The following is an 18,384-nucleotide window of genomic DNA, read 5'->3' as shown; positions in this document are numbered from 1 at the left end:
GATCTCCACGGGCCCAGTAGGATTTCGACCATGGCGGCCACTGGAAACGAGAAGCAGGGGGCGAAGGCGTACTACGTCTCGACCCCCATCTACTACGTCAACGACGCTCCTCACCTGGGCCACGCCTATACGACCGTCGCAGGCGACGTGCTCACCCGCTGGCACCGCCAGCGCGGCGAGAAGGTGTGGTACCTCACCGGCACGGACGAGCACGGTCAGAAGATCATGCGTACGGCCGAGGCGAACGGGGTCACCCCGCAGGCCTGGGCCGACAAGCTCGTCACCGAGGCCTGGAAGCCCCTGTGGGAGCACCTCGACATCGCGAACGACGACTTCATCCGCACCACGCAGAAGCGGCACACCGACCGCGTCCAGGAGTTCGTGCAGGACCTGTACGACAAGGACGAGATCTACAAGGGCGGCTACGAGGGCCCGTACTGCGTGGGCTGCGAGGAGTACAAGCTCCCCGGCGAGCTGCTCGACGGCGAGGGCGAGTACGCGGGCCAGAAGCTGTGCCCGATCCACAAGAAGCCGGTGGAGATCCTCAGCGAGGAGAACTACTTCTTCAAGCTGAGCGAGTACAGCGAGAAGCTGCTCGCCCACTACGAGGCCAACCCGGGCTTCATCCAGCCCGAGTCCGCGCGCAACGAGGTCGTGAACTTCGTCCGCCAGGGCCTGCAGGACCTCTCGATCTCCCGCTCGACCTTCGACTGGGGCGTGCCGGTCCCGTGGGACGACAAGCACGTCATCTACGTGTGGGTCGACGCCCTGCTCAACTACGCCACGGCCGTCGGTTACAACGAGGACCCGGCAAGGTTCGAGTCGACGTTCCCGGCCGACGTGCACCTGGTCGGCAAGGACATCCTCCGCTTCCACGCGATCATCTGGCCGGCCATGCTGATGGCGCAGGGCCTGCCCCTGCCCGGAAAGATCGCAGCCAACGGCTGGCTGATGGTCGGCGGCGAGAAGATGTCGAAGTCCAACCTGACCGGCATCAAGCCGCAGGACCTGACCACGCACTTCGGCGTGGACGCGTACCGCTGGTACTTCCTGCGCGCGATCGCGTTCGGCCAGGACGGCTCGTTCTCCTGGGAGGACTTCTCCGCCCGCTACACCAGCGAGCTGGCCAACGACTACGGCAACCTCGCCTCCCGCGTCGCGGCCATGGTCGGCAAGTACTTCGGCGGCGCGCTGCCGGCCTCGGCGGCCGACGGCGACGCGGAGCAGGCCATCCACGACGGTCTGACCAAGGCGGTCGCGGAGGCGGACCGGAAGATCGGCGAGGAGCTGGACTTCCAGGGCGGCATCCTGGCCGTCTTCGACTTCGTGAAGCAGGTCAACGGCTACATCACCGAGCAGGAGCCCTGGAAGGTCGCGAAGGACGATTCGCCGGAGGGCAAGGCCCGCCTGGCGACGATCCTCTACACGGCCGCGGAGTCCCTGCGCGCGGTGGCGGTCCTCCTCAACCCGATCATGCCGGACACCTCTCAGAAGCTCTGGGACTCCCTGGGTGCCGAGGCGTCCCTGGGCGCCCTCGCGGACCAGCAGGTCCAGCACTCGGCGGACTGGGGCCGGCTGCCCGCCGGCGCCACGGTCACCAAGGGCGCGGTGCTCTTCCCCCGTCTCGAGGAGAAGCCGACCGCGTAACGCGCTCGCTACAGCACGGGGCCCGGGAGAGGCAGGAGCTTCTCCCGGGCCCCTCGCTTTGCGAAGATCGAACAGACAACCGGCTCACGTGGGGGGACATCCATGGCACTCTTCGGCAACGCGCACAGCATCGACCCGGCCCAGGCGCAGCAGGAGTACGCGCGTCTGCTCGGCCACGGCGAGCAGGTCCACGCGGCCTACCTGCTGATCCGCGACACCATCCTGTTCACCGACCGGCGGCTGATCCTGGTCGACAAGCAGGGCATCACCGGCAAGAAGACCGAGTACCACTCGGTCCCGTACCGCAGCATCACGCACTTCGCGGTCGAGACGGCCGGCCACTTCGACCTCGACGCCGAACTGAAGATCTGGCTGTCCGGTTCCCAGGCCCCCATCCAGAAGACCTTCACCAAGGGCGTCGACATCTACGAGGTCCAGGCGATCCTCACCCAGTTCGTGGCGCGGTAGGACTGCGGCCGGTCGTCAGCTCCCGGACGCGTACGCCACGAAGCCTGCCCACGCCTCCGGCGCCAACGCGAGGCGCGGGCCGGCGTCGCGGTACTTGGAGTCGCGGACGTGGACGGTGCCGGGGGTGGTGGCCACCTCGACGCAGGAGTCGCCTTCGTTGCCGTCGCTGTAGCTGCTCTTGAACCACGCCAGTTCGGAGGCATCCCCGGCGGAGGCCTTGCGGATCATGTTTCTCCCAGCAGTTGCTCGATGAAGGCCAGCGACTCCCCCGGCGGGAGGGCCTGCGCCCGGATGGTGCCATAGCGCAGCTCAAGGATGCGGAGGTGCCTGGGGTCGGAGATCGGCCGCCCGTTGAACGCACCATCAGAGCGTCCCACGGCCGTTCCGTCCTCGAACTTCAGCAACTCGATCTTGCCGTCCAGGCCCGGGTGGGTCTCGCGGTGCGTCGGCATCACCTGAAGGGCGACATTACGCATCCGCCCCACCTCCAACAGACGTTCGAGCTGCTGTCGCCACACCATTGTGCCTCCGAGAGGCCGCCGGAGCGGCGCCTCTTCCAGGACGAAGCTGATTGCAGGGGCAGGGTCCCGATCGAAGATCGACTGCCTGGCCATGCGAGCGGCGACCATCCTCTCGACTTCCTCTGCCGAGTACGGAGGTTGCCGTGACTCGAAAGCTGCCCTGGCATGGTCAGGGGTCTGCAACAGCCCACTGATGCTGTGGCACACATACACCCCGATCTCGACCGCTCGCGCCTCCATCTGCGCCAGGTCCCGAATCTTCTTCGGATACCGGACCTTCGCCACATCCTCCTTCATCGCGGCGAGCAGGCCACCCGCTCCCAACACCTCATCCGCCCGGTCGAGATACTCCGGCCGGGGAATCCGCTTCCCGCCCTCGATCTTGTAGACGAGATCCTCGCCGTACCCCACGGCCTCGCCGAACTCACCGGCCCGCAACCCCACGGCCTCCCGGCGCAGCTTCAACTGCCGCCCCACGGTAGCGACCACCGCCACGCCCCACTCGTCGTCCGGGTCCACCTCCCACCCCGGCTCGTCAGCCTCGGTCCTGAGCTGCCGAACCTCACCATCCACCGACATGCGCACCCCTCCGTCGTACCGCGTCGTACCAGCCACGCCCTACCCACACGCACCACCCGGACAGACCGGACACCACCGGACAACCACCGCGACCCGACGGGGCGGGTTCCGGTCGTACCTGCGCCCCCTATGAACCACTCACCGGAGAGAAAAGCACCCCACCAAGCCCCACCCCTCCCTCCCGTCGAGCGCAGTCACTCCCGCGAGTGAATATGCCAACTTGGCTGGATTCGGGGCGGGTTGCGTGCCCTACGCTCAGCGGCGACACGACCACCACCAGACATGCGACGGCCCCCGCCGGGAGTGGCTTCCCAATGCGAGGGCCTAACCGCCAAGGAAGCGAGACCTTCCCCGATGGATGCACAGCACCCTAACGCGCCCGTACCCGCCACGTCCCGAACCCCGGACGAAGACCACCCTCACGAGCCGCCGCTCGCGGGCGTCGTCCACGACAACGTCCGCCACACCGAGAGCTTCACGGTGGTCGGCAACCACCTCGTCCAGCACAAGGACCTGTCGCTGCTCGCCATCGGACTCGCCTGCTACATCCAGTCCGTGCGCCAGGGCACCTCCGTCGACATCAAGACCCTCGCCGCCCGCTTCCCCGAGGGCCCCACCCGCATCGCCGCCGGGCTGCGCGAGCTCGAGAAGCACGGCTACCTGCAACGCACGTGTACGCGCACGTCCACCGGCCGGATCGTCACCCGCACGGTCTCCCGCAACAGGCCCGGACACAGCAGCCGCGGTGCACGGGAGACGGCGTCCCGCCCCGCCGCCCGGCGCGCGACCCAGGAGAAGCCGCCGCCACGCAAGCGCCTCCCCGCCGTACCCCAGCCGTCGTACCCCGCCCCCGCCCTCCTCCAGGCAGCCGTCGACGTCCTCACCGGCCTGCGCCGCCGCGACCCCCGTCTCCTTCTCTCCGCCACCGACGCCGAACACCTCGTCCCGGGCGTCGCCGCCTGGCTGGAGCGCGAGGTCGCCCCCACCGCCGTACGTCACGCCCTGACGGACAACCTGCCCGACGAGCCCTTGATCCGGCCCGCCGCCTTCCTCGCCCACCGCCTGACCGCCCAGCTGCCGCCCCCGCCGCCCTTCCGGCCACCGGCCCCGTCGACCGCCCCCGAGCCCCGGCACCCCCTCCAGACCTGCGACGGCTGCGACCGCGCCTTCCGCGCCCCGACTCCTGGTCGCTGCCGCGACTGCCGAACCGATCACCCGGAGGACGCCTAGCATGAACTCGACGATCCTTGCCCGAGCCCGTGGGCACACACGACGAGGAGCGAGCGCCATGACCATCGCACCCGACAACGCGCAGCAGGGCGCCTCCCACCCCTACCGGGCCATGCGCGACTTTGTTCAGTCCTCGGACGACACACTGCCCGGCAAGTTCGAGATCACCAAGGAAGGGATCGTCCACGACATGATGTCGCCCAGCGGTCGGCACGAGCTGACCACACTGCGGCTCCGGAAGCGCCTGGAAAAGGTGATGCCGGAAGAGATCGTGGCGCACACCGGTGAGCCGGACGTGGAGGACGAGCCCGAAGGCGTCATGCGGCGGCCCGATCTGATGGTGATCGCCGAGGACGACATGGACATCGAGGGGTCGTTCGACCCCCGGTCGCTCATCGCTGCCGTCGAGGTCGTCTCCCGCTCCAACCCGGGCAACGACTGGGTGGGCAAAATGCGCGACTACCCCCTGCTCGGCATCCCCGTCTACGCGGTCTTCGACCCCCGCACAGGCACCGGCGCCGTTTTCACGGACATCCACGCCACCCCGGACGGCCCCCGCTACGCCACCCGCAAGGACTTCGTCTACGGCGAGGACGTCACCATTGCCGACTGGACCATCTCGACCCAGAACCTGCCGCTCTACCGGAGCGAGGGTCAGGTGTGACGACGGCGAAGGGCCCGGAACCTCTCTACGGTTCCGGGCCCTTCGCTGCGGCACTGCCGCCGCAGGTTACTTCGGCTGCGGCTTGCGCACCGTCAGGTGCAGTTCCCTCAGCCGGGTCTCGTCCAGCTCGGTCGGGGCGCCCATCATCAGGTCCTGGGCGTTGCCGTTGAGCGGGAAGGCGATCGTCTCGCGGATGTTGGGCTCGTCGGCCAGCAGCATGACGATGCGGTCGACGCCGGGGGCGATGCCGCCGTGCGGCGGGGCGCCGAAGCGGAACGCGCGCAGCATGCCGGCGAACTCGCGCTCGACGGTCTCCGCGTCGTAGCCCGCGATCTCGAAGGCCTTGAGCATGATCTCCGGCTCGTGGTTCCGGATCGCGCCGGAGGACAGCTCGACGCCGTTGCAGACGATGTCGTACTGCCAGGCCAGGATGTCCAGCGGGTCCTGGTTCTCCAGGGCGTCCATGCCGCCCTGCGGCATCGAGAAGGGGTTGTGGGAGAAGTCGATCTTCCCCGTCTCCTCGTCCTTCTCGTACATCGGGAAGTCGACGATCCAGCAGAACCGGAAGACGTTCTCCTCGAAGTGCCCGGCACGCTTGGCGGCCTCGACCCGCACCGCGCCCATGATCTTCGAGACCTCGTCGAACTCGCCCGCTCCGAAGAACACCGCGTGGCCGGGGGCCAGGGAGAGCCGCTTGGTCAGCTCCGCGACGTTGGCCTCGGTGAGGAACTTCGCGATCGGGCCGGACAGCTTGCCGTCCTCGCCGACGCGGACCCAGGCCAGGCCCTTGGCGCCCTGCGAGACCGCGTAGTCGCCGAGCTGGTCGAAGAACTTGCGGGGCTGGCCCGAGACGTCCGGGACGGGCAGCGCGCGCACGTGCTGGCCGGCGAAGGCCTTGAACTCCGAGCCCTCGAAGACGTCGGTGATGTCGACGAGCTCCAGCTGGGCGCGCAGGTCGGGCTTGTCGGAGCCGTACTTCAGCATCGCCTCGCGGAACGGGATCCGCGGGAACGGCGAGGTCACGTGGCGGCCGTTGCCGAACTCCTCGAACAGCTCCGTCATGAGCTGCTCGATCGGGCGGAAGACGTCCTCCTGCTCGACGAAGCTCATCTCGACGTCGAGCTGGTAGAACTCGCCCGGCGAGCGGTCGGCGCGGGCGTCCTCGTCGCGGAAGCAGGGCGCGATCTGGAAGTACCGGTCGAAGCCCGAGATCATCAGCAGCTGCTTGAACTGCTGCGGCGCCTGGGGGAGGGCGTAGAAGCGGCCCGCGTGCAGGCGGGAGGGAACCACGAAGTCGCGGGCACCCTCGGGGGAGGTGGCGGTGAGGATGGGCGTCGCCATCTCGTTGAAGCCGAGGGCGACCATCTTGCTGCGGATCGAGGAGATGACCGACGTGCGCAGCATGATGTTGCGGTGCATGCGCTCGCGGCGCAGGTCCAGGAAGCGGTACTCCAGCCGCCGCTCCTCGTTGACCCCGTCCTCGGTGTTGATGGTGAAGGGCAGCGGCTGGGCGGCGCCCAGCAGCTCCACCTCGCCCACCTCGACCTCGACCTCGCCGGTGGGCAGGTCGGGGTTGATGTTGTCGGCGCCGCGTGAGACGACCCGGCCGTCGACCCGAACGGTCGATTCCTTGGTCAGCTTGTCCAGCGCCTCGTAGGCCTCGGTGCCCGGACGGGCGACGAGCTGCGTGATGCCGTAGTGATCGCGCAGATCGATGAAGAGGATGCCGCCCAGGTCGCGCCGATTGTGCAGCCAGCCACTCAGTCGGACGTCGGTGCCGACGTCAGAGGAGCGGAGCTCGCCGCAGGTGTGGGACCTGTACCGATGCATCGTCGTTCATCCAGCCTTCGCGGATCGGGGATGGTGTTTCGCGTTTCACGTGAAACAACCCCAGCGTACCGGGCAGCCATGCCTGCCTTCCTCCCCATTGACTCGCCCCGGGGCGGGCCGGGCGCCGCGGCGAGCGGTGGCAGCGTCCGATCACCTCTTCTTAAAGTGGGGCAATGCGTACTGGTGAGCCCCTGCCCGAGGTGGGGGACGTCCTTGCCGCCCTCGCGACCGGACTGTGGCACTGGGACACCGCCACGGGAGAGGTCGCGGTGGACGGAGAGGCCGCCCGCCTGCTCGGCCTGCCCGCCGAACCGGCGACCCTCACCGAGGCACAGGTGCGGGCCCGGCTGCATCCGGTGGACTGGAACGAGATCACCGGGGTGGTCCAGCTCGCCGTCGCCGAGGGCACTCTCGCCGAGGTCCGGATCCGGATCATGGACGAGCGCGGCCATGTCGTCCGGGTCGTCCGCAGCCGCTCCAAGCCCTCCTTCGATCCCGTGCGCAAGGCGTACGTGCTGACCGGCACCCTCCAGGAGGTGGCCGAGCCGAGGCCGGGCACCCCCGCCGGGCGCAGCGCGGTCACCGGCGAGTGGCGCCGCTCGCGGGAGGCCTTCCTGCTGGACGCGGGCCGGGCGCTGGCCGAGGCGCGGTCCACCGAGGAGGTGCTGCGGGTCGCGGCCGGACTGTCGATGCCGGGGTTCTCCCCGGACGGCCTCGCGGTGTTCGGGGTCTCGGGGGACCGGCTGACCGTCATCGGCCACCACGGTCAGCCGGAGAACGACATGAACCCGTTCGTCGACATGCCGCTGGAGACGGACTATCCGGCTGCCGAGGTGGTGCGCACCGGTCGGGCCGTCTACCTCTCCTCCCCCGGGCAGTACCGGTCCCGCTACCCCCTCACCTGGCCCCTCGCCGAGCCCTTCGGCCGCCGTTCCTGGGCTTTCCTGCCCCTGACGGTGGCGGGCCGCACCATGGGCGCCTGGATGGCGGCCTTCACCTACCCGGTCGCCTTCACGCCCGACGAGCGCTCCGTGCTGACCACCGTGGCGCGGATGCTGGCCCAGGCCCTGTCCCGGGCGGGCGCCGCCGAGAACCAGCGGGAGCTGGCCGAGGGGCTGCAGCGCTCCATGCTGCCCATGCTCGGCCCGGAGATCCCCGGCATGGACATCGCCGCCCGCTATGTCCCCACCGGTGGCGGCCTCCAGGTCGGCGGCGACTGGTACGACATGATCCCGCTGCCCGGGGGCCGCTTCGCGCTGGTGATCGGCGACGTCCAGGGCCACGACGTGCGGGCGGCCGGGCTGATGGGCCAGCTGCGCATCGCCCTGCGCGCCTACGCCTCCGAGGGCCACCGCCCCGACGCGGTGCTCGCTCGCGCCTCCCACTTCTTCCACGGCCTCGCCGCGTCCGAGGACGACCCCGGCGACCTGCGCTTCGCGACCTGCTACTACGCCGAGGTCGACCCCGCCACCGGCACCGTGGAGAGCGCCCGTGCGGGACATCTGGACCCGGTCGTACGCATGGCGGACGGCACGGCGCTGATCCTCGCCACGGCAGGCGGACTGCCGCTGGGCATCGACCCGGACTCCGACTACCCGACGACGCGGCTCGCCCTGGAACCCGGGGACACCCTGATGCTGTGCACGGACGGCCTGGTCGAGACCGGCGGCCACGATCTGCAGAGCGGCTGGCACCGCCTGCGCGTGATCCTGGAGGAGCACGCCGACGGCCTGGAGGAGCTGGCCGACGCGCTGGTCCAGGCCGTGCACGGACCCTCCTCGCACCACACCGTCGGCCCGCTGTCCGACCGCCGGGAGGACGACATCGCGCTGTTGCTGCTGTGCCGGCAGGGCGAGGGCTGCGGCTGCGGCGAATCCACCGCGACGCGGGCGCCGGTGCGGCGCACGATGCTGACGGTCGCCCAGGCCGAGCCGGCGCGGATCGCCACCGCCCGGCAGCACCTGCGCGACCTGCTGCACGACTGGCCGGGCGAGGAGCAGCGGGACGCGGCCGTGCTGCTGCTCTCCGAGATGCTGACGAACGTCCTGGTCCACACCGACACCGACGCCCTGCTCGTCGCCGAGGTCGCCGGGGAACCGGGCGAGCGGCGGATCCGGGTGGAGGTCACCGACAACGGAGACGACCTGCCGCACAAGCGCAGGCCGGGGGAGATGGCGTCCTCCGGACGCGGGCTGATGCTGGTCGAGCTGCTCGCGGACTCCTGGGGCGTCGCCCCGCGCGGCGAGGGCAAGAGCATCTGGTACGAGCTCTACGAGTCCGAGGGCGGGGACGACGCCTCCGGCCCCGCGGCGGCCGGGGCCTCGTAACGCCCCTGAAGCTCGTGCACGACCCCGAACGCCGCGGCGGTCAGGGGCACGGCGAGGAGCATCCCCAGGATGCCCGCCACCGAAGCGCCCGCGGTGAGCGCCAGCAGTACGACGGCCGGATGCATCTGGACGGTACGGCTCTGGATCATCGGCTGGAGCACGTGTCCCTCCAGCACCTGCACGGCCAGCACCACGCCGAGGGCCCACAGCGCGATGACGAATCCCCGGTCGGCCAGCGCCACCAGCACGGCGACGGCACCGGAGATGAACGCGCCGAGGTAGGGGATGTAGGCGCCGACGAAGACCAGCGCCCCGAGGCCGATCGCGCCGGGCACGCGCAGGACGAGCAGCCCGACGGTGATGCAGACCGCGTCGATGAGGGCGATCAGGGTGGTGCCCCGCATGAATCCCTCGACGGCCCCGAACGCCCGCCGTGCCATGGCCTCGACCATGTCGGCGCCGCCGGGCGGGGCCAGGGCGCGCACCGTGCCGACGGCCCGGTCGGAGTCGCGCAGGAAGAAGAACACGAGCAGCAGGGCGAGTACGGCCATGGCCAGCATCTCGCCGGCGACGCTGATCCCGCTGACCACGCCCGAGGCGGCCGTACCGCCGAACTTGCCGAGGAGTTCGCGTGCGTTGGAGGCGACGTCGTCCAGCGAGGTCCCGGCCGCACCGAAGTGGTCGGCGACGCCCTTCGCCGCGTCCCGGAGCGAGGCGATGATCTGGTCACCGGTCTCGATGAGCGCGGAGACCACGATGTACACGGCCCCGCCGACCACGGCCAGCACGGCGACGCAGGTCAGCCCGGCGGCCAGCGACCGCTGCACATGGGCCTTCACCAGCCGCCGGTGCAGCGGTCTGAGCAGGGCGGTGCCGAGCAGCGCGAGCAGCGCCGGAGTCACCGCGGTGCGGAACTCGACGCAGAGCCGGATCGCGACGTAGACGACGCCACTGGCGAGCAGGATGACGGCGCACCAGGCGGCGAACCGGCGCACCGGGCCGGGGAGCAGCTGCACGTCCCCACCCGATCACGCGCCGGGCGGGCTGTCCTGCGCGGACGGCCCGCCCGGGTGACGCACGGTCAGGCGCCGGGGCCCTCGTCGGACATCCCGTGCACCGCCGGGACGGTCCCGAGGCGCCCCTTCTGGAAGTCCTCGAAGGCCTGCATCAGCTCGTCCTTGGTGTTCATCACGAACGGGCCGTAGTGGGCCATCGGCTCCCGGATCGGCCGCCCGCCGAGCAGCACGACCTCCAGGTCCGGGGTGTGCGAGTCCTGCTTCTCGTCCGCGCGGACGGTCAGCGAGCCCCCGGCGCCGAAGACGGCGGTCTGCCCGAGGTGGACCGGACGCCGCTCGGCGCCCACGGACCCGCGCCCGGCCATGACGTACGCGAGGCCGTTGAAGTCCTCCCGCCAGGGCAGGGTGACCTCGGCGCCCGGCGCCAGCGTCGCGTGGACCATCGTGATCGGCGTGTGCGTGATGCCGGGGCCCTCGTGCCCGTCCAGCTCGCCGGCGATGACGCGCAGCAGCGCGCCGCCGTCCGGGGAGGTGAGCAGCTGGACGCTGCCGCTGCGGATGTCCTGGTACCTGGGGGCCATCATCTTGTCCTTGGCCGGCAGGTTCACCCACAGCTGGAGCCCGTGGAACAGCCCGCCGGACATCACCAGCTGCTCCGGCGGCGCCTCGATGTGCAGCAGCCCGGAGCCCGCCGTCATCCACTGGGTGTCGCCGTTGGTGATGGTGCCGCCGCCGCCGTTGGAGTCGTGGTGGTCGAAGATCCCGTCGACGATGTAGGTGACCGTCTCGAAGCCGCGGTGCGGGTGCCAGGGGGTGCCCTTGGGCTCGCCGGGCGCGTACTCCACCTCACCCATCTGGTCCATCATGATGAACGGGTCGAGATGGCGGTAGTTGATCCCGGCGAACGCGCGGCGCACCGGGAAGCCCTCGCCCTCGAAACCGCTGGGCGCGGTCGTGACGGTGAGCACGGGACGTGCGACGGCGTCGGCGGGCGCGGATACGCGGGGCAGCGTCAACGGGTTCTCGACGGTCACGGCAGGCATGTCGACCTCCTCGGGCGGTGTGCGCCCACTTTAGTTGAGCGTTGAACTTCTTGTCACCTCGAACCACGAAAGCCCGGAGGGCATTCCCTCCGGGCTCACGAGCGTCCACTCGGCGGCACCTGGCCGTCTGCGAAGCAATGGCGTCTAGCCATACATGCGACGCATGGCGAAATCGACCATTTGTTCGACAGCCTTCGCGTCGAACACCATCCGGTGCTCGCCCTCCATGTCCAGGACGAAGCCGTAGCCGGTCGGCAGCAGGTCGATCACCTCCGCGCCGGTGATCACGAAGTACTTCGACTCCTTGCCCGCGTACCGGCGCAGCTCCTTCAGGCCGGTGAACATCGGGATCACCGGCTGCTGGGTGTTGTGCAGCGCGAGGAAGCCGGGGTTGTCGCCGCGCGGGCAGTAGACCTTCGAGGTCGCGAAGATCTGCTGGAAGTCCTCGGCGGACATCTGGCCGGTGGTGAAGGCGCGCACCGCGTCCGCGAGCGAGGGCGGGGACGGCTCGGGGTACAGCGGCGGCTGCTGCCCGTACCCGCCGCCCATCGGCTGCTGCGGGGGCGGGGTGTACTGCTGCTGCTGTTGGCCCGCGGTCTGGTCGTAGCCGTACATGCAGCACAGAGTAACGAGTAACGAGTCACAGATGGGCGGCTCGGGGTTGCTTCTTATTACCGACGGGTAGCATCATCGTAGCTACTAGTTGGTACGTGTACGGATGCGAGGAGCGAGTGCCTCGCCGATCTCTCAACGGAGCCGTCGCCATGGGGCACTACAAGCCGAATCTCCGGGACATCGAGTTCAACCTCTTCGAGGTGCTCGGCCGTGACAAGGTGTACGGCACGGGCCCGTTCGCGGAGATGGACACGGACACCGCCAAGAGCGTCCTGGAGGAGCTGACCCGCCTCTCCGAGAACGAGCTGGCCGAGTCCTTCGCCGACGCCGACCGCAACCCGCCGGTCTTCGACCCCGAGACCAACACCGCGCCGGTCCCCGCGTCCTTCAAGAAGAGCTACCAGGCCTTCATGGACTCCGAGTACTGGCGCCTCGGCCTGCCCGAGGAGATCGGCGGCACCACCTCGCCGCGCTCCCTGATCTGGGCGTACGCGGAGCTGATCCTGGGCGCCAACCCGGCCGTGTGGTTGTACTCCTCCGGCCCGGCGTTCGCCGGCATCCTCTTCGAGGAGGGCAACGAGGTCCAGAAGCACATCGCCTCGATCGCCGTCGAGAAGCAGTGGGGCTCCACCATGGTGCTCACCGAGCCGGACGCCGGTTCGGACGTGGGCGCCGGCCGCACCAAGGCCGTGCAGCAGGAGGACGGCTCCTGGCACATCGAGGGCGTGAAGCGCTTCATCACGTCCGGCGAGCACGACATGTCGGAGAACATCCTCCACTACGTCCTCGCCCGCCCCGAGGGCGCAGGACCCGGCACGAAGGGCCTGTCCCTCTTCCTCGTCCCGAAGTACGAGTTCGACTTCGAGACCGGCGAGCTGGGCGAGCGCAACGGCGTCTACGCCACCAACGTCGAGCACAAGATGGGCCTGAAGGCCTCCAACACCTGCGAGATGACCTTCGGCGACCGCCACCCCGCCAAGGGCTGGCTGATCGGCGACAAGCACGACGGCATCCGCCAGATGTTCCGCATCATCGAGTTCGCCCGCATGATGGTCGGCACGAAGGCGATCTCCACCCTCTCCACCGGCTACCTCAACGCCCTGGAGTACGCCAAGGAGCGCGTCCAGGGCCCGGACCTGGCCAACTTCATGGACAAGTCGGCCCCCAAGGTCACCATCACGCACCACCCGGACGTCCGCCGCTCGCTGATGACGCAGAAGGCGTACGCCGAGGGCATGCGCGCGCTGGTGATGTACACCGCCTCCGTCCAGGACGAGATCCAGGTCAAGGAGGCGAACGGCGAGGACGCCTCGACCGAGCACGCCCTCAACGACCTGCTCCTGCCGATCGTCAAGGGCTACGGCTCCGAGAAGGCCTACGAGCAGCTCGCCCAGTCCCTGCAGACCTTCGGCGGCTCCGGCTTCCTGCAGGAGTACCCGATCGAGCAGTACATCCGCGACGCCAAGATCGACACCCTGTACGAGGGCACGACGGCGATCCAGGGCCAGGACTTCTTCTTCCGGAAGATCGTCCGCAACCAGGGTGCCGCGCTGAACTCGCTCGCCGAGGACATCAAGAAGTTCCTGGCGCTCGCCACCGGCGGCGAGGAGCTGTCCGGCGCCCGCGAGCACCTGGCCAAGGCCGCCGTCGAGCTGGAGGCCATCGTCGGTCTGATGCTCACCGACCTCGCGGCCACCGAGCAGGACGTCAAGAACATCTACAAGGTGGGCCTCAACACCACCCGCCTGCTCCAGGCCTCCGGCGACGTGATCGTCGGCTACCTGCTCCTCAAGGGCGCCGCCGTCGCCGCCGAGAAGCTGCCGACGGCCTCCGCGAAGGACAAGGCCTTCTACACCGGCAAGATCGCCGCGGCGAAGTTCTTCGCGGCCAACGTCCTGCCCGGCCTCACCCTGGCCCGCAAGGTCGCCCAGGGCGTCGAGCTGGACCTGATGGAGCTGGACGAGGCGGCCTTCTAGGACCGGCCGTCCCTCCCCCCGAGGGCCCGCTCCCGCCGGACGGGAAGCGGGCCCTCGTACGTCGTTAAGGTGAACCCCATGAGCGCACCCTCCCGCTTCGACCGCGGCCACACCGACGACCTGATGACCTTCCTGTCGGCGAGCCCGACTCCGTACCACGCCGTGGCGAGCGCCGCCGAGCGGCTGGAGAAGGCCGGCTTCCGCCAGGTCGCGGAGACCGACGCCTGGGAGGGGACCGGCGGCGGCAAGTACGTCCTGCGCGGCGGCGCCATCGTCGCCTGGTACGTCCCGGAGGGCGCCGCCGCCCACACCCCCTTCCGCATCGTCGGCGCCCACACCGACTCCCCCAACCTGCGCGTCAAGCCCCGCCCGGACACCGGGGGGCACGGCTGGCGCCAGGTCGCCGTTGAGATCTACGGCGGCCCGCTGATGAACTCCTGGCTGGACCGCGACCTGGGCCTGGCCGGCCGCCTCTCGCTGCGCGACGGCTCGACGCGCCTGGTCGACATCGACCGCCCGCTGCTGCGCGTCCCGCAACTCGCCATCCACATGGATCGCAACGTCTCCACGGACGGCCTCAAGCTCGACAAGCAGCGCCACCTCCAGCCCGTCTGGGGCCTGGGCGACACCGTGCGCGACGGCGACCTGATCGCCTTCCTGGAGGAGGAGACCGGCGTTCCCCGCAGCGAGGTCACCGGCTGGGACCTGATGACGTACCCCGTGGAGCCCCCGGCGTACCTGGGCCGCGGCAGGGAGCTGCTGGCGGGCCCGCGGATGGACAACCTCCTGTCCGTGCACGCCGGTACGGCCGCCCTGGCCGCGGTCGCGGCCTCCGGCGCCGACCTGCCGTACATCCCCGTCCTGGCCGCCTTCGACCACGAGGAGACCGGCTCCCAGTCGGACACGGGCGCCGACGGACCGCTGCTCGGCAGCGTGCTGGAGCGCTCGGTCTTCGCCCGCGGCGGCTCCTACGAGGACCGCGCACGCGCCTTCGCCGGCACCGTCTGCCTGTCCTCCGACACGGGCCACGCCGTCCACCCCAACTACGCCGAACGGCACGACCCGACGCACCACCCGCGCGTCAACGGCGGCCCGATCCTCAAGGTCAACGTCAACAACCGCTACGCCACCGACGGTTCGGGCCGCGCGGTGTTCGCCGCCGCCTGCGAGAAGGCGGGCATCCCCTTCCAGACCTTCGTCTCCAACAACTCCATGCCGTGCGGCACGACCATCGGCCCCATCACCGCGGCCCGGCACGGCATCAGCACCGTCGACATCGGCGTGGCCATCCTGTCGATGCACAGCGCCCGGGAGTTGTGCGGCGCCGACGACCCGCACCTGCTGGCCAACGCGCTGGTGGCGTTCCTCCAGCCGTGACCCGCAGGCAGAACGACCGCCCACGGCATGGGGGTTGACACGCGGGGTACCCGCACGGAACCGGATCGGCCGGAAAGCCGGAACCGACCGGATCTGACAGGGAGGCAACACTCATGGGCCTCGGCGGGTGCATCATCCTCATCGCCGTGGGAGCCATCCTCACGTTCGCGACCGACTGGGACATGCAGGGCGTCAACCTCGACCTGGTCGGTGTGATCTTCATGGTCGTCGGCCTGATCGGCATCGCGACGTTCAGCAGCATCGCCCGGCGCCGCCGGGTCGTGATGCCGCCGTCGACCCCGGTCGTCGAGGAACAGCCCCACCACCACCACACGCAGGACGGCTACCACAACGGCTACGGCGCCTGAGCCGGCCGGGCACGGCACTCAGCCTGTCGGCCTACCGGCCGCGTTCCGCGGCGGCCGGCGGGGAAGCGGTCAGAACATGAGATTCCTCGTGTACGACCGGCTCCTCGGTATCGGTGACGACTACTGGATCGAGGACGACCACGGCAACAAGGTCTTCCTCGTCGACGGCAAGGCGATGCGGCTGCGGGACACCTGGGAGCTGAAGGACGCCCAGGGGCGCGTGCTCATCGACATCCACCAGAAGATGTTCGCCCTGCGCGACACGATGGTGATCGAGCGGGGCGGCGAGCCCCTGGCACGCCTCAAGCGGAAACGTCTCTCCCTGCTGCGCAACCACTACCGCGTCACCCTGGCCGACGGCACCGAACTGGACGTCAGCGGCAAGATCCTCGACCGGGAGTTCGCCGTCGAGTACGACGGCGAACTCCTGGCGGTCGTCTCCCGGCGGTGGCTGACCCTCCGGGACACCTACGGCGTGGACGTCGTACGGGACGACGCGGACCCGGCGCTGCTGATCGCCCTGACCGTGTGCGTGATCCATCTGGCGGAGAAGGAGCGGGAGGACGACTGAGGGGCCGACGGCTCCTCGGACCGCCCGGCGGACGGCGCGTCCCGGGAGCAGCGGCACGACCAGGTGGCGCATCGGCGCGGCCCCGACTCCACGGTGCGCCGTCCCCTCACGTGCCGCGCCGAGGACCGCGTCCCGGGCGCAGGCCCAGCACACCCGTCCAGCCGGTCCGGAGCAGTTCGCGCAGTACCGCGGGAGTGTCCTCGAAGGTCGAGCGGGCCCGCTCCTCGGCCGTCCGGCGCGGCAGCCCGGCGGCCGGGAGCACGAACGCCGACGCGAAGTGGGCGCCGTCCGAGCCACCGCGCCCGCACCGCGCCCTGCCACCGCGCCCGCACCGCCGCTACCGCCGTGGTGGCTCCAGACCCAGCACCCGGTCCTTCAGGGCCGGGAACTGCTCCCGGGTCCGCGCCACCTTCGCCGGATCGAGGTCCACCGTGAGGACCTCCTCGTCCGCGCCGGCCTCCGCGAGCACCTCGCCCCAGGGATCCACCACGATCGAGTGACCGGCCTGCGGAACCCCGGCGTGCGTCCCGGCCGTTCCGCAGGCGAGGACGAACGCCTGGTTCTCCACGGCCCGCGCCTGGGCCAGGAGCGTCCAGTGGGACCGGCGGCGCTCCGGCCAGCCCGCCGGGACGACGAGGATCTCGGCACCGGCGTCGACGAGGGAGCGGAAGAGTTCGGGGAAACGGAGGTCGTAGCAGGTCGCCACGCCGAGGGTGGTGGTGTCCGCCAGCCGGACCGTCACCGGCTCGCGCCCCGCGCCCATCAGCACGGCCTCGCCCTTGTCGAAGCCGAAGCGGTGGATCTTGCGGTAGGAGGCGGCCAGCTCGCCGGCGGGGGAGAAGACGAGAGAGGTGTTGTAGAGCCGTCCGTCCGGGCCGCGCTCGGGGACCGACCCCGCGTGCAGCCACACGCCCGCGTCGCTCGCCGCCTTCGCCATCACCTCGTGCGTCGGTCCGCGCAGCGGCTCGGCCGCCGCGTCGAACTCCTCGAAGGCGAACGCGCCCGTGGTCCACAGCTCCGGCAGCACGACGAGATCGGCGCCCGCCTGCTCCCTCACCAGAGCCGCCGCCCGCAGGCGACGCCCTTCGACCGTTTCGTCCTCGTTCACAGCGATTTGGAGCAAAGAGGCGCGCACACTACCACCGTCCTGGCATTCGAGCCGTCCACACGGGCCTACGATCGTCACACGAAAGCACTGCCGGGGTACCGCACAGCAGCGTAACTTAGCCTCCCAAGACACCCGCCGACTGCCGCCACCGCCCACTGGCACCGCCGCCACCAACCGCCCGTGTACCGACCGCCGAGGGGTCCCGTTCCGTGAGTCTGCATCCCACCCTCCAGCCCTACGCCGACGCCTGGACTCACTCCATCGAGGCGATATCCGAGCTGGTCCAGCCGCTTGTGGAGGCAGAGTGGAACCGCCGGACCCCCTGCCCGGGCTGGTCGGTGCGCGACATCGTCTCGCACGTGATGGGCCTGGACTCCGAGATGCTCGGCGACCCGCGACCCATCCACACCCTCCCGCGCGACCTCTACCACGTCACCAACGACCACCAGCGCTACATGGAGATGCAGGTCGACGTCCGCCGCCACCACACGGCGCCGGAGATGACGTCCGAGCTGGAGTACATGATCATCCGGCGCAACCGCCAGCTGCGCAACGAGTCGCGGGACCCCGGCACGAAGGTGCGCGGCCCGCTCGGCACCGAGCTGACCCTCGAGGAGGCGATGCGCCGGCACGCCTTCGACGTGTGGGCGCACGAGCAGGACCTGCGCACGGCCCTCGGCCGCCCCGGCAACCTCGACTCCCCCGGCGCGCACGTCGCGCGTGACGTGCTGCTCGGCGAACTGCCCGACGTCGTCGCCGAGCGGGCGGACGCGCCGCGCAGCTCGGCCGTCGTCTTCGACGTGCACGGCCCGGTCGAGTTCCTGCGCACCATCCGCGTCGACATCCAGGGCCGCGGCACCCTCGAATCGTCCCCGGCCCTCGGCCCCGCCGCCACCCTCACCCTCGACTGGGAGACGTACTTCCGCCTGGCCTGCGGCCGCGTGACCCCGGAGGCGGCGGCGGACCGCATCAAGACGGAGGGCGACCCGGACCTGACGGCGGCAATCCTGCGGAACTTCACGGTGACGCAGTGATGCCGGTGAG

At 70.2% G+C, this 18,384-nt stretch carries 18 protein-coding genes; 10 read left to right on the top strand and 8 right to left on the bottom strand.

All coding sequences use genetic code 11. The features are described 5' to 3' along the window. Positions 1 to 30 precede the first annotated feature (30 nt). Entirely contained in the window at positions 31 to 1,647 is a 1,617-nt protein-coding gene (metG, locus tag ABS735_RS38045; protein WP_373904807.1) for a methionine--tRNA ligase, read from the top strand. Between the two features lie 102 nt (positions 1,648 to 1,749). Further along, positions 1,750 to 2,115 carry a PH domain-containing protein gene (locus ABS735_RS38040; RefSeq protein ID WP_373904806.1) on the top strand — a complete coding sequence of 122 codons (366 nt, stop codon included), beginning with the start codon at positions 1,750 to 1,752 and terminating at the stop codon, positions 2,113 to 2,115. Between the two features lie 15 nt (positions 2,116 to 2,130). Here ABS735_RS38040 and ABS735_RS38035 read toward each other — a convergent pair whose 3' ends face one another. Beyond that, positions 2,131 to 2,343 carry a DUF397 domain-containing protein gene (locus ABS735_RS38035; RefSeq protein WP_373904805.1) on the bottom strand — a complete coding sequence of 71 codons (213 nt, stop codon included), beginning with the start codon at positions 2,341 to 2,343 and terminating at the stop codon, positions 2,131 to 2,133. After that, entirely contained in the window at positions 2,340 to 3,215 is an 876-nt protein-coding gene (locus tag ABS735_RS38030) for a helix-turn-helix domain-containing protein (RefSeq protein WP_373904804.1), read from the bottom strand. The genes ABS735_RS38035 and ABS735_RS38030 overlap by 4 nt, the downstream gene beginning before the upstream one ends. 354 nt (positions 3,216 to 3,569) lie before the next feature. Between ABS735_RS38030 and ABS735_RS38025 the strand changes: the two genes are divergently transcribed. Both ABS735_RS38025 and ABS735_RS38020 read left to right on the top strand, forming a co-directional pair. Continuing rightward, entirely contained in the window at positions 3,570 to 4,445 is an 876-nt protein-coding gene (locus tag ABS735_RS38025) for a helix-turn-helix domain-containing protein (RefSeq protein ID WP_373904803.1), read from the top strand. 58 nt (positions 4,446 to 4,503) lie between these two features. Then, entirely contained in the window at positions 4,504 to 5,109 is a 606-nt protein-coding gene (locus tag ABS735_RS38020) for a Uma2 family endonuclease (protein ID WP_373904802.1), read from the top strand. A gap of 66 nt (positions 5,110 to 5,175) precedes the next feature. On the opposite strand, the gene aspS is transcribed toward ABS735_RS38020, so the two are convergent. Further along, positions 5,176 to 6,939: an aspartate--tRNA ligase gene (gene aspS / locus ABS735_RS38015; protein ID WP_373904801.1), complete on the bottom strand. Its 1,764-nt coding sequence runs from the start codon at positions 6,937 to 6,939 to the stop codon at positions 5,176 to 5,178. A 173-nt stretch (positions 6,940 to 7,112) separates the two neighbouring features. Here aspS and ABS735_RS38010 point away from each other — a divergent pair, with 173 nt between their 5' ends. Beyond that, positions 7,113 to 9,266: a SpoIIE family protein phosphatase gene (locus ABS735_RS38010; protein WP_373904800.1), complete on the top strand. Its 2,154-nt coding sequence runs from the start codon at positions 7,113 to 7,115 to the stop codon at positions 9,264 to 9,266. Here ABS735_RS38010 and ABS735_RS38005 read toward each other — a convergent pair. The 3 genes from ABS735_RS38005 to ABS735_RS37995 all read right to left on the bottom strand — a co-directional run bounded on the left by ABS735_RS38005 (position 9,209) and on the right by ABS735_RS37995 (position 11,940). Then, positions 9,209 to 10,282 (bottom strand): AI-2E family transporter, encoded by a 1,074-nt coding sequence (locus tag ABS735_RS38005; protein WP_373904799.1) that lies wholly within the window; start codon positions 10,280 to 10,282, stop codon positions 9,209 to 9,211. The genes ABS735_RS38010 and ABS735_RS38005 overlap by 58 nt on opposite strands. 65 nt (positions 10,283 to 10,347) lie before the next feature. Continuing rightward, entirely contained in the window at positions 10,348 to 11,325 is a 978-nt protein-coding gene (locus tag ABS735_RS38000) for a pirin family protein (protein ID WP_373904798.1), read from the bottom strand. Between the two features lie 144 nt (positions 11,326 to 11,469). After that, positions 11,470 to 11,940 carry an SseB family protein gene (locus ABS735_RS37995; protein WP_373904797.1) on the bottom strand — a complete coding sequence of 157 codons (471 nt, stop codon included), beginning with the start codon at positions 11,938 to 11,940 and terminating at the stop codon, positions 11,470 to 11,472. 149 nt (positions 11,941 to 12,089) lie between these two features. Between ABS735_RS37995 and ABS735_RS37990 the strand changes: the two genes are divergently transcribed. The 4 genes from ABS735_RS37990 (at position 12,090) to ABS735_RS37975 (ending at position 16,232) form a co-directional block, all read left to right on the top strand. Continuing rightward, positions 12,090 to 13,916, top strand: a complete 1,827-nt coding sequence (locus ABS735_RS37990; RefSeq protein ID WP_373904796.1) for an acyl-CoA dehydrogenase — start codon at positions 12,090 to 12,092, stop codon at positions 13,914 to 13,916. 78 nt (positions 13,917 to 13,994) lie between these two features. Next, positions 13,995 to 15,293 (top strand): M18 family aminopeptidase, encoded by a 1,299-nt coding sequence (locus ABS735_RS37985; protein WP_373904795.1) that lies wholly within the window; start codon positions 13,995 to 13,997, stop codon positions 15,291 to 15,293. 113 nt (positions 15,294 to 15,406) lie between these two features. Continuing rightward, positions 15,407 to 15,661: a DUF6458 family protein gene (locus tag ABS735_RS37980; protein WP_373904794.1), complete on the top strand. Its 255-nt coding sequence runs from the start codon at positions 15,407 to 15,409 to the stop codon at positions 15,659 to 15,661. Between the two features lie 76 nt (positions 15,662 to 15,737). Next, complete coding sequence (locus tag ABS735_RS37975) at positions 15,738 to 16,232, top strand: LURP-one-related/scramblase family protein (RefSeq protein ID WP_373904793.1); 495 nt, start codon at positions 15,738 to 15,740, stop codon at positions 16,230 to 16,232. A 106-nt stretch (positions 16,233 to 16,338) separates the two neighbouring features. Here the strand turns inward: ABS735_RS37975 and ABS735_RS37970 are convergent, their stop codons facing one another. Next, on the bottom strand, positions 16,339 to 16,494 hold the full coding sequence (locus ABS735_RS37970; RefSeq protein WP_373904792.1) for a hypothetical protein: 156 nt from the start codon (positions 16,492 to 16,494) through the stop codon (positions 16,339 to 16,341). A 75-nt stretch (positions 16,495 to 16,569) separates the two neighbouring features. Then, the gene (locus ABS735_RS37965) at positions 16,570 to 17,367 is read right to left on the bottom strand and encodes a carbon-nitrogen family hydrolase (protein WP_373904791.1); all 798 of its coding nucleotides are present in this window, start codon (positions 17,365 to 17,367) and stop codon (positions 16,570 to 16,572) included. 182 nt (positions 17,368 to 17,549) lie between these two features. Here ABS735_RS37965 and ABS735_RS37960 point away from each other — a divergent pair, with 182 nt between their 5' ends. Next, positions 17,550 to 18,374 carry a maleylpyruvate isomerase family mycothiol-dependent enzyme gene (locus tag ABS735_RS37960; protein ID WP_373904790.1) on the top strand — a complete coding sequence of 275 codons (825 nt, stop codon included), beginning with the start codon at positions 17,550 to 17,552 and terminating at the stop codon, positions 18,372 to 18,374. Positions 18,375 to 18,384: the final 10 nt, after the last annotated feature.

Source organism: Streptomyces sp. MMCC 100 (assembly GCF_041538145.2).
Lineage (GTDB): Bacteria > Actinomycetota > Actinomycetes > Streptomycetales > Streptomycetaceae > Streptomyces.
The sequence above is the reverse complement of the archived record's forward strand: the minus strand, read 5'-3'. Positions and strand labels throughout refer to the sequence as shown.